This window comes from Priestia aryabhattai, from assembly GCF_023715685.1.
GTDB classification, from domain to species: Bacteria; Bacillota; Bacilli; order Bacillales; family Bacillaceae_H; genus Priestia; species Priestia aryabhattai_B.
Genome location: NZ_JAMBOQ010000002.1, coordinates 929,958 through 945,350 on the forward strand (window position 1 = coordinate 929,958; position 15,393 = coordinate 945,350).

17 protein-coding genes and 2 pseudogenes are annotated in these 15,393 nt (G+C 36.8%); 15 read left to right on the plus strand and 4 right to left on the minus strand.

Features of this window, described 5'->3' with window-relative positions; all coding sequences use genetic code 11:
• Positions 1 to 18 precede the first annotated feature (18 nt).
• From M3225_RS11660 to mug, 3 genes are all read left to right on the plus strand, one after another.
• Positions 19 to 828, plus strand: a complete 810-nt coding sequence (locus tag M3225_RS11660) for a uroporphyrinogen-III synthase (RefSeq protein ID WP_251393569.1) — start codon at positions 19 to 21, stop codon at positions 826 to 828.
• A 409-nt stretch (positions 829 to 1,237) separates the two neighbouring features.
• Positions 1,238 to 2,578, plus strand: coding sequence for a coiled-coil domain-containing protein (locus tag M3225_RS11665; protein WP_251393570.1), 1,341 nt, complete (start codon positions 1,238 to 1,240; stop codon positions 2,576 to 2,578).
• Between the two features lie 68 nt (positions 2,579 to 2,646).
• Positions 2,647 to 3,159 (plus strand): G/U mismatch-specific DNA glycosylase, encoded by a 513-nt coding sequence (mug, locus tag M3225_RS11670; protein WP_251393571.1) that lies wholly within the window; start codon positions 2,647 to 2,649, stop codon positions 3,157 to 3,159.
• Positions 3,160 to 3,179: 20 nt separating this feature from the next.
• Here mug and M3225_RS11675 read toward each other — a convergent pair whose 3' ends face one another.
• Positions 3,180 to 4,289: a metallophosphoesterase gene (locus M3225_RS11675; RefSeq protein ID WP_251393572.1), complete on the minus strand. Its 1,110-nt coding sequence runs from the start codon at positions 4,287 to 4,289 to the stop codon at positions 3,180 to 3,182.
• A gap of 148 nt (positions 4,290 to 4,437) precedes the next feature.
• Positions 4,438 to 4,737 carry a hypothetical protein gene (locus tag M3225_RS11680; protein ID WP_013057177.1) on the minus strand — a complete coding sequence of 100 codons (300 nt, stop codon included), beginning with the start codon at positions 4,735 to 4,737 and terminating at the stop codon, positions 4,438 to 4,440.
• Between the two features lie 157 nt (positions 4,738 to 4,894).
• Here M3225_RS11680 and M3225_RS11685 point away from each other — a divergent pair.
• Positions 4,895 to 5,394: pseudogene (locus tag M3225_RS11685) on the plus strand (metallophosphoesterase family protein).
• 29 nt (positions 5,395 to 5,423) lie between these two features.
• On the opposite strand, the gene M3225_RS11690 reads toward M3225_RS11685, so the two are convergent.
• Entirely contained in the window at positions 5,424 to 5,648 is a 225-nt protein-coding gene (locus tag M3225_RS11690; RefSeq protein WP_140456823.1) for a hypothetical protein, read from the minus strand.
• A gap of 153 nt (positions 5,649 to 5,801) precedes the next feature.
• Between M3225_RS11690 and M3225_RS11695 the strand changes: the two genes are divergently transcribed.
• From M3225_RS11695 to M3225_RS11750, 11 genes and pseudogenes are all read left to right on the plus strand, one after another.
• The gene (locus tag M3225_RS11695) at positions 5,802 to 7,784 is read left to right on the plus strand and encodes a methyl-accepting chemotaxis protein (protein WP_251393573.1); all 1,983 of its coding nucleotides are present in this window, start codon (positions 5,802 to 5,804) and stop codon (positions 7,782 to 7,784) included.
• Between the two features lie 79 nt (positions 7,785 to 7,863).
• Positions 7,864 to 8,001, plus strand: coding sequence for a hypothetical protein (locus M3225_RS11700; RefSeq protein ID WP_014459963.1), 138 nt, complete (start codon positions 7,864 to 7,866; stop codon positions 7,999 to 8,001).
• Between the two features lie 198 nt (positions 8,002 to 8,199).
• Positions 8,200 to 9,636, plus strand: a complete 1,437-nt coding sequence (locus M3225_RS11705; protein WP_251393574.1) for an FAD-binding oxidoreductase — start codon at positions 8,200 to 8,202, stop codon at positions 9,634 to 9,636.
• A complete protein-coding gene (locus M3225_RS11710) occupies positions 9,633 to 10,196 on the plus strand; it encodes an MFS transporter (RefSeq protein ID WP_251393575.1) in 564 nt (187 codons plus the stop codon). The genes M3225_RS11705 and M3225_RS11710 overlap by 4 nt, the downstream gene beginning before the upstream one ends.
• A gap of 101 nt (positions 10,197 to 10,297) precedes the next feature.
• Positions 10,298 to 10,489 (plus strand): hypothetical protein, encoded by a 192-nt coding sequence (locus M3225_RS11715; RefSeq protein ID WP_251393576.1) that lies wholly within the window; start codon positions 10,298 to 10,300, stop codon positions 10,487 to 10,489.
• Between the two features lie 124 nt (positions 10,490 to 10,613).
• Positions 10,614 to 10,805, plus strand: a complete 192-nt coding sequence (locus M3225_RS11720; protein WP_251393577.1) for a hypothetical protein — start codon at positions 10,614 to 10,616, stop codon at positions 10,803 to 10,805.
• Positions 10,806 to 11,234: 429 nt separating this feature from the next.
• Positions 11,235 to 11,579 (plus strand): DUF2294 domain-containing protein, encoded by a 345-nt coding sequence (locus M3225_RS11725; RefSeq protein ID WP_251393578.1) that lies wholly within the window; start codon positions 11,235 to 11,237, stop codon positions 11,577 to 11,579.
• Positions 11,580 to 11,768: 189 nt separating this feature from the next.
• Positions 11,769 to 12,563: a formate/nitrite transporter family protein gene (locus tag M3225_RS11730; RefSeq protein ID WP_251393579.1), complete on the plus strand. Its 795-nt coding sequence runs from the start codon at positions 11,769 to 11,771 to the stop codon at positions 12,561 to 12,563.
• Between the two features lie 434 nt (positions 12,564 to 12,997).
• A complete protein-coding gene (locus M3225_RS11735; protein ID WP_251393580.1) occupies positions 12,998 to 13,318 on the plus strand; it encodes a hypothetical protein in 321 nt (106 codons plus the stop codon).
• Positions 13,314 to 14,294 (plus strand): annotated as a pseudogene (locus tag M3225_RS11745) (GTP-binding protein); the annotation flags it as partial. The gene M3225_RS11735 and the pseudogene M3225_RS11745, both read left to right, overlap by 5 nt.
• A 131-nt stretch (positions 14,295 to 14,425) precedes the next feature.
• Positions 14,426 to 14,737 carry a hypothetical protein gene (locus M3225_RS11750; protein ID WP_251393581.1) on the plus strand — a complete coding sequence of 104 codons (312 nt, stop codon included), beginning with the start codon at positions 14,426 to 14,428 and terminating at the stop codon, positions 14,735 to 14,737.
• A gap of 72 nt (positions 14,738 to 14,809) precedes the next feature.
• Here M3225_RS11750 and M3225_RS11755 read toward each other — a convergent pair whose 3' ends face one another.
• Positions 14,810 to 15,331 carry a hypothetical protein gene (locus tag M3225_RS11755; protein WP_251393582.1) on the minus strand — a complete coding sequence of 174 codons (522 nt, stop codon included), beginning with the start codon at positions 15,329 to 15,331 and terminating at the stop codon, positions 14,810 to 14,812.
• Positions 15,332 to 15,393 lie beyond the last annotated feature (62 nt).

Sequence of the window (15,393 nt, forward strand, 5' to 3'; positions counted from 1 at the left end):
AAAAATGGAGGTAGACCATTGAAACGATTAGAAGGTAAAACAGTCGCATTGGTAGGTCAGCGTAAAGTAGAAGAAATCAGCAAAATTGTTGAAAATCTTGGCGGGACTCCGCTTGTACGACCTGCACAAGGAACCATCTTTTTAGATGACACACATTTAGAAGCAGACATTAAAGAACTTGTAAAAGGAAATTATGATTGGTTTATTTTTACGACAGGCGTCGGCACAGAAATTCTTTATAAAACGGCAGATAAGCTAGGGCTAGCTGACGAATTCCTTTCTTCTTTACAAGCAGCCAATATTGCTGCACGCGGGTATAAAACTGTAAATATGTTAAAAAAGCTTGGAATTACTCCAACCGTTCGAGATGATGATGGAAGTACAGCAGGACTAGTCAGGGCCCTTCATTCGTTTTCTTTTGAAGGAAAACATGTAGCGCTTCAGCTTCACGGAGACCCTGCACCAAAGTTGATTGACTTTCTTTCAAATCAAAAAGCCCAGTTTAAAGAGGTTTTACCGTATCAGCATATTCCTCCACAAGCAGAAGTGATGGAACAGCTTATAAACGAATTAATAAGCGGAAAAATCGACGCAGTCAATTTCACAAGCGCTCCGCAGGCCCGCTTTTTATTTTCGTTTGCAAGAGAATATGGGCAAGCTGATCATATTCGAGAACTCTTTGAAAGCTCTGTAGTAGCTGTGGCCGTTGGAAAAGTAACCGCTGCTGCTTTAAGAGAAGAAGGAGTAGGCCGTATTGTTATTCCTGATCAAGAAAGAATGGGAAGCGCAATTGTAGCTTTAGAACATTATTATCAGCAGCGTGATTAAAAAAACCTTCTCGCCTCACAGCGAGAAGGTTTTTTGTATGACTTCATCCACATCTTGTCGAATATTGTTTATTAACTGCCTATCAACCTCTTTTTAAACACCTTCGAACGGGAAATAAAAATAGATTTGTTACTATTTTAGAAAATCATTTTCAAATATTGTAAAAACAGTAGAAAAAGGTGAATGTACATGCAAGCGTTAAATGTTACATTACTGAAATACAATTGTAATATTGTTATTCTTTTTATCAACGTTTATCGTGGTATAATTTTCGTAGATTTTCATTAGCAGATTTAGCTATTTATCGACAAATACAGTTAACTTTACATAAATTGTCAGACTTTTATACATATTGATACATAATTAGAAATTACTAGTTTAACAGAGCGAGAAAGTGGAGGAATTCATATTGAAAAAGAAAATGCTTTTACTTAACACAACGGTTTTATTAGGTCTGGGAGGAGTTTTATCAACTCCAGCCTATGCCTCTACCATTCAGGATATGGAATCACAGAAATCTCAAATTCAAAATCAGCGCCAAGATGTGCAATCTAACATCAAAGCAGCTTCTGATGAATTGACACGCCTTCAAGCAGAACAAGATCAAATGAAAGCACAGCTTGAGCGATTAACATTAGCAGAAGAAGAAAATAATAAAAAAGCCCAAAAAACAGAAGTAGATATTAAAGAAACGTCTAAACAAGTGGACCAGCTTGAAAAAGAAATTAAGCTGCTTCAAGAAAAACTTGAAAAGCGAAATGATATTTTAAAAGATCGTGCACGTTCCCTGCAAGAAAGCGGCGGTAATGTAGAGTACTTACAAGTTTTACTTGGTTCTTCAAGCTTCAGTGATTTTGTAGACCGCGCGCTAGCTGTTTCCACTATTGTAGATGCAGACCGTGATATTTTAAAAGAAACAAAAAATATGCAAGATGAATTAAAAACAAAACAAGCAGATGTTAAATCTAAGCTAGCTAGCTTAGAAGACATGAAAGCAGAACTGGATGAAATGACTGTTCAGCTAGCAGCTCAAAAGAAACAAAAAGATACATTGGCAAAAGAACTAAAAGATAAAGAAGCAAAAAATGAAGAATTAAAAGCTTCTCTACAAGCAAAAGACAGCTCTCTTGCAAATGAACAGTCTACGCTTGAACAAAATATTAAAGACCAAAAAGCTGCGGAAGAAGCAGCAAGAAAAGCAGCTGAACAAGCGGCTAAAGAGGCAGCTAAGAAAGCAGCCGAACAAGCTCAAAAAGCAGCGGCTGTACCAGCTGAAAAAGCGGATTCGTCTTCTGCTAAGGAAGCAGCGCCAAAAGCAAGCAGCAATGATGTTGCACCGACAAGCGCTCCGGCTCCAAAAGCTAGCAACGTCGTAACGGTAGGAAACCGCTGGATTGGAAACTCTGCTTATGTATTTGGCGGAGGACGCAGCCACTCTGATATTAACCACGGTTTATTTGACTGCTCGTCATTTGTACACTGGGCATATGCTCAAGTAGGCATTAACCTTGGGCCTCTTGGATCTGTAAGTACAGAAACGTTAAAACATGCTGGAACACAAGTGTCTTCTAGTCAAATGCAGCCTGGAGATCTTGTTTTCTTCGATACATATAAAAAAGATGGCCACGTTGGTATTTATGTAGGAGGCGGCAAGTTCATCGGTGCTCAAAGCTCAACGGGTGTTGCAATCGCAAACATGAGCAGCGGCTACTGGAAAGCTCATTTCAACGGACGCGTAGTTCGTATTTAATAGGGTATAGTAAAAAGAAAACATCCAATTTGGATGTTTTCTTTTTACATTGTGAGGAGCGTATCATTATGAATTCTATTTTTGATCATATACAACCTAACTTAGATATTTTATTTGTAGGTTTTAATCCAAGCATCCGTTCCGGTGAAACGGGGCATCATTTTGCTAATCCAACCAATCGTTTCTGGACAATTCTTCATAAAGCAGGTTTGACAGATCGTAAATACCATCCGGAGGAAGATCACTCGCTGCTGCAGCTAGGATACGGTTTAACAAATATTGTAGAGCGTCCTACAAAGGCAGCTGATGAGATTACAAAAGAAGAATATGCAGAAGGCAGAGAAATCTTAAAGAAAAAAATAGCTACATATACGCCTAAAATCGTTTGTTTTGTTGGAAAAGGTGTCTATCAACAGTACAGCAGACGTAAGCAAGTAAAGTGGGGCAAACAAGAAGAATCGATGGTATCAGGAATAATGGACTTTGTTGCCCCGTCTTCAAGCGGGCTCGTTCGAATGAAAGTAGATGAAGTAGTCGCTATTTATGCAGAGCTTCCAAAGTTACTGCGTACATTAAAATAGAGAAAGCTTTAAGGCTTTCTCTATTTTGTAAATGAAATATCAATTTGAATAATTTCTGATCTGCTTCCAATTCGAAGCGGAGGGCCCCAAAAGCCAAACCCTGAAGAGACAATGGTGTGTAGTTGATTATTTTGCTTGTAGCCCCAATCAATTTCAAATAACCGCTTTGTAATCAAATGATTAGGTGCCATTTGCCCTCTGTGAGTATGGCCGCACAAAAGCAAATCTACTCCCGCTTGTTCAGCTTCTTTTAAAGCAAGCGGCTGATGATCCATTGCAATGACCGGAAGAGAACGATCCGTTTCACTCGCTAAATCGAAAAAGCTGTCTCGGTTTTTATCCGTCTTGTCTTTTCTTCCTATTAAATACAAGCTATCACCTATGTTTAACACTTCATCCATTAAAATAGGAATGTTCATTTCTTTCATTCTTTCCACAAACTGAGGGATCTTCCCGCCGTAATACTCATGGTTTCCCAAAATTCCATATGTGCCTAAAGGCGCTTTAAGCTGTTTCATCATATAATCCATTTCTTTTTTAAAGAATACTTGGGGATCATCGTCAATAATATCTCCAGGGAGTAAAATAAGATCCGGCTGTATCTTTTGTACATGAGTGATTAACCGCTGCAAATGTTTTTTGCCGGACAATGTGCCAAAGTGCATATCAGATGCTACGGCAATGCGAAGGTTTTTCCGATTCGTCTTTTTAGCAAGCGAAATCGTGTATTTCCTTACCACAGGACTGTAAGCATTATACGTACCGTAAGCAAAAATGAGTAAAAAAGCCGCAATTATGAAAAATCCGATTGAGTCGATAGCTGTAGAAAGCGAAGCGCCTAGAAGAGTGAGAATATATACGGCTAGATTACTTATAGGAAGCAAAAGAACCGAATATTGAATAAATCCTAACCAGTACGATCCCATAATTTTAAATATGCTGACTTGTTGAAACGCACGGCTGATGATAAAGGAATAAGCAAAAAACACAACGATCACTGTAAGAATCCATTTATTCTCCACTTCAAACATTGTGTGAAGCCACACCCAAGCGTTCCATCCGATGTACAGAACGAATAAATTATATAAAATAACAACTAAAATAGACCTTACTAACACACTTACTTTCATACGCTAACCTCTTTTCTTTCATCCGTAATTCCACTATAGCTCATTTTTATTGCTTCAACAAAATTTTATCTCTTCTTCTCATCAATAAAATTTTTGCTTGTCGCACAAACGAAAAAACACACCTATAAAACAGGTGTGTTTTTTTGTATTAATGATGGTGATGCGCGTGATGAAGGCTGCTAATCACAAATTCAGGCTCTGGAACATGGAAATATTGAATCCATACGCCTTCTAAAAATTTCTCGCGTTTATCTAAAATAATATCGATATCTTTATCCGTTTTTACGATTTCATCATGTTCAGTCGGTGTATCGAATTTCCAATCGTAATGTGCGTGATCACCGTGATCTATGGTCACATATACACGAATCATTTTTCCTTGACCTTCTGGGCTAGCCAATGCATTTTTTAACACTTTCGCTGCATTTCGGTTAATTTTTACTTCCATTTCGAAAACTCCATTCTGTAACTTAGTATGTAAAGTATTTTCGCAAACTTAAACGAAAAAGAGAAATTTTTTGCCTGAAGTTTTTTGTAGGGTTGCTTCATTCCAACGTAATACGCTACACTACACCATAAATGAACGAAAAAGGAGCGTATGATGAATGAAGATTGTTATTTTAGGTGACACTCATATTCCAAAGAGAGCGAAACATTTTCCAAAAAGACTCCTAGCCGAACTGAAAACAGCTGATGCTATTATTCATACTGGGGATTTTCAAACGATAGATGTATACAATGAACTGCGCGTTTTTGCTCCTGTACACGGCGTGATTGGAAATGTAGACAGTGAAGAGCTTCAGCAAGTACTTCCATATTCATTACTTCTTCCGTTTGATGATGTTACTATTGGTATAACCCACGGTCATGGCAAAGGAAAAACGACTGAAAAACGTGCGCTCGGGGCATTTGAACATCAAGAAGTGGACGCAGTAATTTTGGTCATTCTCACATTCCTGTTCATAAACAAATTGGTGATATTACGTTGTTTAATCCAGGTTCCGCTACTGACAAGCGGCGTGAAAAGCAATTTTCGTTTGGACTACTGTACATACAAAAAAACACGCTGCATTTTGAACATGTTTTTTATGATTCTAAAGACTAAAACAAGAGCGGACTCTTGTTTTAGCATTTTTACGTTGTATGGTCTAAATGAGCAATATATTCGTGAAGCTTATTTTCTTCGTAATCATTTAAGTCATGCATAGGAATAACCTGCTGAGTTTGAGGATCCGTTCCTCTTACTTCTGCAATTTTGACTCCTTCTTTATAGATATTAAAAATATCTTTTTCTTCTCCGCGCTGAACCTTTTCTTTTTCAAACATTGAAAAAGACTTGCTGTTTTTACTTTCTTCCATTAAAATCACCTACTTTTTTTATCATACTCTTATCTTTTCACACCCATTGTTAATTATGTATACACTCGATGACTAAAGGAATATGAAGTCTTGCCGATAGAAAGGAAGTGCACGATCACTTTTAACTACAGAGAGAGAGAGAGGCTACATAGCATGGAGAGAGTAAGAAAAAAAAGGTCCCTTAATAACTTTAAGACAAAACTGGTGCTAGCATTTGCAGCGATCTTATTAGTGCCATCTGTTATGATAGGTGTATCAGCTTACATAACAGCGAAACATGAAATTGAAAATGAAATTATCAACACAGCACAGCAAAATGTACAGTCCATTAATTCAGTAATTGACGATACCATTGAACCAAAAATTCATGATGTAGAGTTTTTTGCGTCCGTGGTGAATAACGAGCGCTACAATGAAAAAGATATGGCTACTTTAAGAAAAGACTTTAACTTATATGCTTCTCTTCATCCAGAAGCCATCAGCATTTTTACAGGAAATCAGCAGGGGAAGTTTATTCAATCGCCTAAAAAAGTGACACAAGCAGGCTATGATCCCAGAAAACGAGATTGGTACAAGCTAGCCATGCAAAACAAAGGAAAAACAGTTGTCACTGAACCTTATCCATCAGCCTCTACAGGGCAGACAGTTATTACTGTAGCAAAAACAACTGCGGATGGTACCGGAGTTATTGCTTTAAATTTAGATATAAGCCGCATCAATAAAGCTGTCAATAAAGTGAAAATTGGAGAAAAAGGATATCCATTTCTTTTAGATGGAGAAAGAAAATATATTGTTCATCCTACAGAAAAAGCAGGTACAAAAGCTACACAATCTCTTTTTGACCAACTTTATGCAAAGAGTTCCGGATCTTTTGAATATACCTTTAACGGTGATGAAAAAAAGATGGTTTTTACCACAAATAAAACAACGAACTGGAAAGTTGCAGGTACTATGTATTCATCAGAAGTGAGTGAAGCAGCACAGCCTATATTCTCCAAAACGCTATTCATTATCATAGTTTGTCTGATAATCGGGAGTCTTACCATTTTTGTGGTGTTGCAATCAATCATTAAACCGCTCAAACAGCTTAAGAATCAGGCTCTGCGCGTCAGTGAAGGAGATCTGACAACAGCGATTACCGTCAATTCAAAGGATGAAATCGGTGAATTAGGGTATGCTTTTAGTCAGATGCAAAACAATCTTCGCACATTAATTCAAAATGTTGAAATGAGTACAGAACAAGTCGCTGCTTCTTCAGAAGAACTCACGGCCAGCTCACAACAAACGAGCGCTGCGACTGAACAAGTATCAGTTGTGATTCAAGAAGTGGCTTCTAGTGCTGAAAAGCAAACGGCTGTTATTGACCAAAATGCAGCTTCTTTAGATGAGATTGTACAAGGAGTTTATACGATTGCTCAGCGTACAGAAACCGTTTCTCAGCTATCAAGTCACAAGACATCTGAAGCTGTAGAAGGCGGAAAAGCTGTGAGAGAAACGGTGGAACAAATGGAATCCATTTCTCAATCCGTCGAGCTATCTAATACAACTATTCGTACTTTGTTTCAACGTTCAAAAGAAGTTGGAACAATTTTAGAAGTAATCAGCGGTATCGCTGCTCAAACAAATTTACTAGCCTTAAATGCTGCAATCGAAGCGGCACGAGCTGGGGAACATGGAAAAGGGTTTTCTGTTGTGGCAGCGGAAGTAAGAAAGCTAGCAGAACAATCACAAGCGTCCGCGTCTCAAATTTCTGAGCTTATTCAAGCTATTCAACAAGATACCCAGGAATCTGTACATACAATGGAGCAAGTAACAAACAAAGTTGAAGAAGGACTAACAATTTCACAAACAGCTATTCAAAAGTTCGAACAAATTCTAAGCAGTATGAATGAAACGACTCCGCAAGTAGAAGAAGTCGCTGCGGTTGCTCAGCAAATTTCAGCAGCCGTTGAAGAAGTGGCTCGTACAGCGGGTGAAATAGCGATCCTTGCTAAAGGAAATGCAGCTACATCTGAAGAAGTGGCTGCATCTACTGAAGAACAGCTGGCTTCAATGAAAGAAATTGCTGTTTCCGCACAATCTCTGTCTCAAATGGCAGAACAATTAACAGTGCTCATCAGCAAATTTAATTTGTAAACTTTCGTCAAATCGTCATAGACCTCTTTTATATTGGAAAAAGTAGAACATACACATATGAAAGAGGTGACAGTATCTGATGGAGCAAACAAAAATGACCTTTGAGCCAGCTTCAATTAACGATGATATGCATGCGAAGCTAAAACAGCTAGAAGAGCAGTTCCAACAAACGTTAGGAAAAAGAGTAGCTTTAGTTGCATACGAAGCTGAAAAATAAAGAAACAAAAAAAGAAAAGACACTAGGTCTTTTCTTTTTTTGTTTCAATAAGGTTGAAATACATTAAATTATAAATATTTTTTACATGCTTTCTCAAAAAAAGTAGTGAAATAGTGTAAAATTACACTTTATTAGTGTTATTTCACTTTTTATATGGTATAATTTCACAGAAATAAAGAAAGGAGCTTACGGTTTATAATGAAGAAAAATGTGTTGTTAGGAGTTTTTTTATCTTTTTATCTAGTGGTTTCGTATGCCTCATATCATATTTATAAACAACAGCAGATCCGTCCTGTAACGGGGGATGTTGCTCGGCTTCTTCCTACAAAAGTCAAAGAAATAAAGCATGGAACCAGTGAAAAACAGCTGCAGCATTGGGTGAAAACCGCTTCACAGCATCATGAAAAAATAGCGATTTCAGGCATGCAGCACAGCCAAGGAGGGCAGACGTATTATCCAAATGCTATTTTACTTGATATGAAGCAGTACAATAAAATTGTAGATTACAAGCCCGGTCAAAAAGAAATTACGGTTCAAAGCGGGACGACGTGGAATGATATTCAGCAATATATACATAAAGATGGTCTTGCTCTTCAGGTTATGCAATCACAAAATATTTTTACCATTGGGGGTTCTATTAGTGTAAATGTACACGGAAGAGATATTCGATACGGTTCTTTAATGGATACGGTAAAATCTATGCGTCTCCTGCAGGCGGACGGATCCATTATCGAGATTAGCCGGACGAAACACCCTGAGTTGTTTTCTTTAGTAAACGGAGGCTACGGGTTATTTGGGGTCATTTTAGATGTGACACTTCGTTTAACGGATGATGAATGGTATGAAGATGAAATTATTCGCTTAGATTATAGACAGTATACAGCGTATTTTAAAAACTACGTACAGCATAATCCTGATGTTCGTATGCATATGGCACGTATTTCTGTTTCTCCTAACCAATTACTAACAGATATGTACGTCACAAACTACCGTTTATCTTCTCAGAATACTTCTACTGCAAAAGAACCGCTCAAGACAGAAAAAATAGTGGCACTTCCTAAATTTATGCTGGGGCTGTCTCGATATAGCGACTGGGGCAAAGATATGCTGTGGGAAACACAAAAGGCTTATTTCTTAAGGCAAAATGGACGCCTTGAAACAAGAAATAATGTTATGCGTTCTGAAAGTGATTTTATGGAGTACGAAAGCGCTAACCGGACGGAAGTTTTACAGGAATACTTCGTTCCAGTTGATGAATTTGCTTCTTACATCGATGATTTACGTGAAGTGTTATCAACAGAAAAATTAAATTTACTAAATATTACCGTTCGCTATGTAGAAAAAGACAATAAAGCAGTCATGTCTTATGCAAAAGACGATATGTTTGCTCTTGTTTTACTTATTAATCAAAAAAAAGATCACCAAGGCATCTCTGATACACAAAGAGTTATCAGAAGAATGGTGGATGTGACGTTACAGCATCAGGGAAGCTATTACTTGCCTTATTACGGCTACCCAAGCAAGAAGCAATTAGAAGACGCTTATCCTCATACTACCACCTTTTTTAATTTAAAAAGAAAATATGATCCAAACGAAACGTTCGTTAATTTATTTTATAAGGAGTATGGAAAATGACGTATAAACAACTCTTACATTCACAAAGCCTTATGATTACCGCAAGCAGTATTGTTTTTCCTTTTTACCTTTTACTGATTCGAAATCTTGGCGATAGTTATTCACAATTTGGCTTAGCTTACGGAATTTTCGCTTTAACCGCAGCTTTGAGTCATCCTTTGATCGGTTCATGGAGTGACAGGGGAGGAGAAAAGCGCTTGCTCATTTTATATACGTTTGGGATGGCGGTTGTTATGCTCGTTATTCCCGTTCTAACAACTATCACGCAGGTGTATATCATTCAAATTATAATGGGGCTACTTGGAGCTCTTCAAAAAACAGCAGAAAAAATAGCGTTATCTAGGCAGACAGATCGTGCTCATACGGGAAAACAAGTAGGACACTATCATTTATGGACCTCTATATGGGCAGCTTTAGCCGTGATTGCAACGGGATATATCATTGACTTTCTTACAATTGGCAGCCTTTTTTACATCACTTCGTTTATGTATGTAGCAGCAGGGGTATTAATATGGCAAAAACCAAAAACAATCGAGCTTGAACGCCACCATTCGCTGTAAAAGCATATATGGACAGGTCACTTGGATTTTTTAGTTCGTATTATAAGATACTATAAAAATTTTATGTTCTCCCGATATAAGTATTGAAAGGAGAAACGTTTATGCAAGGTATAAGTATATCAGGGCAAGGTGCATTGTCTTCTATTATAGTATCGTTCGCTATTTTCATCATTATATGGGGTCTAATTCCGGGTTTAACTATAAAGTATGTATTTAAAAGTCAAACACTAGGTATAGCAAGTTTTTTTATCGGTATTGCCTATGGGGTTAAAGCAGGTCATTTCCTTACTTAAATACGGCCTGCTGTAAGTAAGATTACGGAAACATGGACTGCTAGTAGCTAAGCGGGAATCCCTTTTGTTTCCTGTTATTTTTTTAGAGAATTTCTACATAATAACGGTTAAAGAGGTGAATCCGATGACAGATAATAATGTTGGTTTTGGAGTTAGCGGAGGCGCAGAGACTAGAAAAAAATCTACTGTTTCTAGTGAAGCCCCTATATCTAATGATGTACAACAAAACCTAAAACAAGATAACTACGAAAAGCTTAGCCATCAACTAAATTCATTATCTGATGATGAGTTTAGAGCAGATCGGGATGAAGATTAAGGATGACCTATCAAAAAAGAATATTTAAATTAAATAAAGTATTATGAAAGTAAACTAATTGGATTCCATGACTTTGACGTGATAGCATTAACTACTGGTACAAACATACCATTTGACTATTTTGACATACTATTTTGTCAAAGTTCTTAGTTATTTCTTTGATAACTAAGAATCCATTTGTGACCTTTAGGTAGAGATATAAAGGTAATCCTTCACTTTAATGAGTGAAGGATTTTTTTTATCATTTTGTAATGGTTTTGCGATTATTTGGATTAACGAGGATAAAATAGATACATTGTATACAATGTAAACGTCGTCATGTATAATGTAACTTGTATTATCAAAGTTTTACACTTTTGTCTCTTATTCTTAGATAAAAACTTGAATGAACAGGATAGACATACTCCAGATAAGCGGAGGCATATACCGGTGTCTAAAAAAATACATGATTTTAATGATATTATTCGAAAGCTGCGCAAAAAAAATTTTGGGAAAGGTCCAGAACGAATTCATACTGTATTCGTTCAAAACATGGCTATTTCAACTTTGTATGGCAACTTAACGCCAGCTGAACAATTTATCGCGAGAACAACCGAAGGTAAAGAGACGGTACATAGGGCAAGAACAAAGCTTATTCAAAACCTTTATGCTTCATCTCTTCCAGAAGGACTTGAAGACTTGTTAGGAGTTAAGCTGAACTATTTATTTTCCGATATCAAAGTGGAAGAAGATATCGCTGTTTCCGTGTTTTTATTTGAAGCCAATATCCAGTAGAACAACGTAAAAATACATAATTTAATTAAATGAAAGATGAGTAGGATCTGCTTGTTTTTTATTTGGTTTTATTATAGATAATGATGACTGATATACTGTAAAGAAAGTGCAGGATTATTAGGCAGCATTCAAAAACCTTGTGTAAAAGGTATTTTTGAGTGCTGCCTTTTTTAGTTAAGGAGGAGTTTTATGGCATTTCACAAGCCGGATAAAATGTTAAACATTGCTTTAGAAGCAGGGGTTTCAAAAACGAAGTTATCACTTTCTTCCATTCTCATGCTCGGGTTTTTAGGAGGCGCGTTTATTGCGCTTGATTTTTTACTAGATGTACGCGTCATTGGTAATTTACCAGCTGAATGGGGAAGTTTATCGAATCTTTTAGGAGGGGTCGTCTTTCCTGTAGGTCTTATGCTGGTCGTACTTGGAGGAGCAGAGCTCATTACGGGTAATATGATGTCTGTTTCCATTGCCCTGTATGCAAGAAAAATTTCACTTCGTCACTTGCTTCATAACTGGTTTTGGGTCACACTTGCTAACTTTTTAGGTGCCGTCTTTATTGCGTATTTCTTTGGACACATTGTAGGTTTAACAGAAACAGGGCCTTTTTTAGATAAAACGGTAGCAATCGCTCAAGCTAAAATTGATGAGTCATTTTTTAAAATGCTTATTTCTGCTGTGGGCTGTAACTGGCTTGTATGTTTAGCTATTTGGCTTTCATACGGTGCTGACGACGTTACGGGGAAAATTCTTGGTATTTGGTTTCCGATTATGGCTTTTGTTGCGACTAGCTTTCAGCACGTTGTAGCCAATATGTTCATTATTCCCGCTGCCATTTTTGCAGGTCACTTTACATGGATTGATTTTATTACAAACATTGTCCCTACCTTTATTGGAAATATGATAGGAGGAGCTGTATTTGTAGGCCTTATTTATTTTTCTTCTTATCAACAGAAACAAAAAGAACAATTAAAAAAAGCTTCTTAAGCGGTTTTTATCAGTTGTCATAAAAAAAGCAGTCTCTTAGTAAAGAGGTTGTTTTTTGATAGTAAAAGGTGAAAAAATGTATTTTTAACAAATTATGTATGGTAACATATAAATCAATTAGGATATGATGGCATGAATGGTTGAATTCGCACTTTTATTTCCATAATAATATTATGGTTAACTAAATGTTAATCAACACATGTACAAGGGAGAGAATTAAATATTGAATATTGGTATAGGCTTGATTCTACTATCTGTCGCACTACTATTTCTCGCATCAGGAATGTTTTTACGTAAAAAAAGAAAGAAGATGGGTAGCAACAGTTTGTTAATAGTGGGAACATTGATTTTATCAGCAAGCCTAGCATTACTTACTGGTTTATATGATCCTATGCAAATCATATCTAAAAACGTACTAACGGAGAGTGAAGAAATTGAGTTTGCTGTTTGCTGTTTTACTTATCATATTTGGTAGCATTTTAACTGGTTTGACCAGTAACGGTCTAGGCGCAATAGGTAATAACATAATGCATTTAGCTGGAATTGGATGTCTTATAGCAGCTATTTTTATAGCAAAAGGCAAAAAAGATACCAAACGCCGTACAAAAAAGAATGCGATGTTTAATCACGCATTCTTTTTTGATGTGAGCAGCTATCATTCTTTGTCGTCCACTTTTTCTTACGATTATTATAAAATAGAGAGTAACAGCTATACATACAGTAGTAAGGTGGTATTTAATAATGAAACAATCTAACAAAACGATTGGGATTGTAGCGCATGTTGATGCAGGAAAGACTACGTTTTCCGAACAGCTTCTTTATTATACAAAAAGTATTAAACTTTTTCGATTATTAGATGCCGAAGATCCTTCTTTACATGTGAAGTGGGAAGAAAGAGTTCAAGAGCTTCATATTCATGTAATGGGGGCAATTCAGCTTGAGGTCCTCGAAAAACTGATAAAAGAACGTTTTAATATAAATGTACAGTTTGAAGAACCAGAAATTTTGTACAAAGAATCCATCGAAAATACGGTAATGGGCTACGGACATTTTGAACCGTTAAAACACTATGCAGAAGTTCATTTGAAAATAGAAGCAGCGGAACAAAACAGCGGAATTACCTTTAAAAATGCGTGTCACGCCGACGATTTATCCGTTGGGTATCAACATTTAGTACGACAGCATATATTTGAAAAGCCGCATCACGGTTTGCTAACGGGGTCGCCTATTACTGATATAAAAGTGACGTTACTTACTGGACGAGCTCACAACAAGCATACAAGCGGAGGAGATTTTAGAGAAGCAACGTACCGGGCATTACGACAAGGGTTAGAAAAAGCAAAAAATATTGTGCTAGAACCTTATTATGACTTTAAAATTAAAGTGGATATTGATCAAATGGGCAGGGTGTTAGCTGATGTTCAAAGCGCACACGGTCGTTTTGATTCTCCTCAAACAACCGAAAATAAAGCGATTATTACGGGAAAAGTTCCTGTTGCTACTTTTATGAACTACGGCTCGACGCTAGCATCTTTTACGCATGGAAAAGGAGCGATGTCTCTTTTATTCGGAGGATATGAACGCTGTCATAATGAAGAGGAAGTTATTGAACGAATCCGCTACAATAAAGATGCCGATCCCGAATACAGCTCATCGTCCGTCTTTTGCACAAAAGGACAAGGCTATACGGTTCCTTGGAAAGAAGCAGAAGAAAAAATGCATTGTTTATAAAAGTACTGTAGCTATTGCTACAGTACTTTTTTCATCATGTGCTTTCACCAGCTGTTTTCTCCATACCTTTACAATAAAAACCACATTATAGTATAATTTACTTATATTTCTAAAAAAGAGGTGATAGAAACATGGATGCTACTGTTAAAATAACTAAAAGCGGGATAATAGGTGGGATTCTTGGAGGAATTTCACTTTTATATGTCATTATTAATGCTTTATTGATCCTTAATTTTTTCACAGGACTTATTGCCGCTGAAAAGCTTCAAGGGCTGCCTATTATCGCGCCCATTTTTTTAGTTCCGCTTATGATTGTTCCTGCAATTATTGGTTTTTTTATAAAAAAAGACAAGCTCTGTCTATGGGCGATTATTTTAAATATTATCTTGTTTCTTGTACCAATTTGCTATCATGTCATCGGTACGCTAGTATTTGGCCCTTAATTTAAAAAACGAACAAACTTCAATATAGAGAAGTTTGTTCGTTTTTTCATATCATATAACCTTCTATAAAGACTATTGAGCCGGCGCGGTAGTTGCACTGCTGTTTTCGTCTTTCACCATCATCCTTATGCCTTGTACAACCGCAATTCCTTCCCACTTATTAAGATCAGGTTCAAGAAATTCTAAAGCAAACGTGTGTGGACGTAATGACAAAAAAGAAGAGAGAGCCCGGACTTGAATGACGGGAACGCCGGAACGCAAAACGTCAAATTTACGATCTGTTATATTCCCTGTAATTTCATATGTATCGCCATCGTTTCGAATATAAAGATACTTCTTTTTGAAAAAAGTGAATTTCCGTTGAATCATTCCCACTTCATTTCCGTGGTGATCTGAAATGATTAGCTTTGGCATAAGGGCAAACATTTTAGATTTACCTGTGAATACGATCTCTTCGTTCTTTAAAACCTCAAATTTATTAGCAATGGACAACTTATATGCAACATTTCCAACAACATTTTGTGATTCATTATAAATAGGAGATTCACCTAATTCGAAAAACTTATCTTGCAAGATAATCCCTTTTCTCTCCATCTAAAAACCTCCTTTTAGAATATATTACCATATTTTGCGCCTTTTGAGTTGTGCCAATCAAA

Coding starts and splice junctions, on each gene's coding strand:
- mug (WP_251393571.1), top strand. CDS start 2,647: ATGAATTCTATTTTTGATCATATACAACCTAACTTAGATATTTTATTT.
- M3225_RS11675 (WP_251393572.1), bottom strand. CDS start 4,289: ATGAAAGTAAGTGTGTTAGTAAGGTCTATTTTAGTTGTTATTTTATAT.
- M3225_RS11680 (WP_013057177.1), bottom strand. CDS start 4,737: ATGGAAGTAAAAATTAACCGAAATGCAGCGAAAGTGTTAAAAAATGCA.
- M3225_RS11690 (WP_140456823.1), bottom strand. CDS start 5,648: ATGGAAGAAAGTAAAAACAGCAAGTCTTTTTCAATGTTTGAAAAAGAA.
- M3225_RS11695 (WP_251393573.1), top strand. CDS start 5,802: ATGGAGAGAGTAAGAAAAAAAAGGTCCCTTAATAACTTTAAGACAAAA.
- M3225_RS11700 (WP_014459963.1), top strand. CDS start 7,864: ATGGAGCAAACAAAAATGACCTTTGAGCCAGCTTCAATTAACGATGAT.
- M3225_RS11705 (WP_251393574.1), top strand. CDS start 8,200: ATGAAGAAAAATGTGTTGTTAGGAGTTTTTTTATCTTTTTATCTAGTG.
- M3225_RS11710 (WP_251393575.1), top strand. CDS start 9,633: ATGACGTATAAACAACTCTTACATTCACAAAGCCTTATGATTACCGCA.
- M3225_RS11715 (WP_251393576.1), top strand. CDS start 10,298: ATGCAAGGTATAAGTATATCAGGGCAAGGTGCATTGTCTTCTATTATA.
- M3225_RS11720 (WP_251393577.1), top strand. CDS start 10,614: ATGACAGATAATAATGTTGGTTTTGGAGTTAGCGGAGGCGCAGAGACT.
- M3225_RS11730 (WP_251393579.1), top strand. CDS start 11,769: ATGGCATTTCACAAGCCGGATAAAATGTTAAACATTGCTTTAGAAGCA.
- M3225_RS11750 (WP_251393581.1), top strand. CDS start 14,426: ATGGATGCTACTGTTAAAATAACTAAAAGCGGGATAATAGGTGGGATT.
- M3225_RS11755 (WP_251393582.1), bottom strand. CDS start 15,331: ATGGAGAGAAAAGGGATTATCTTGCAAGATAAGTTTTTCGAATTAGGT.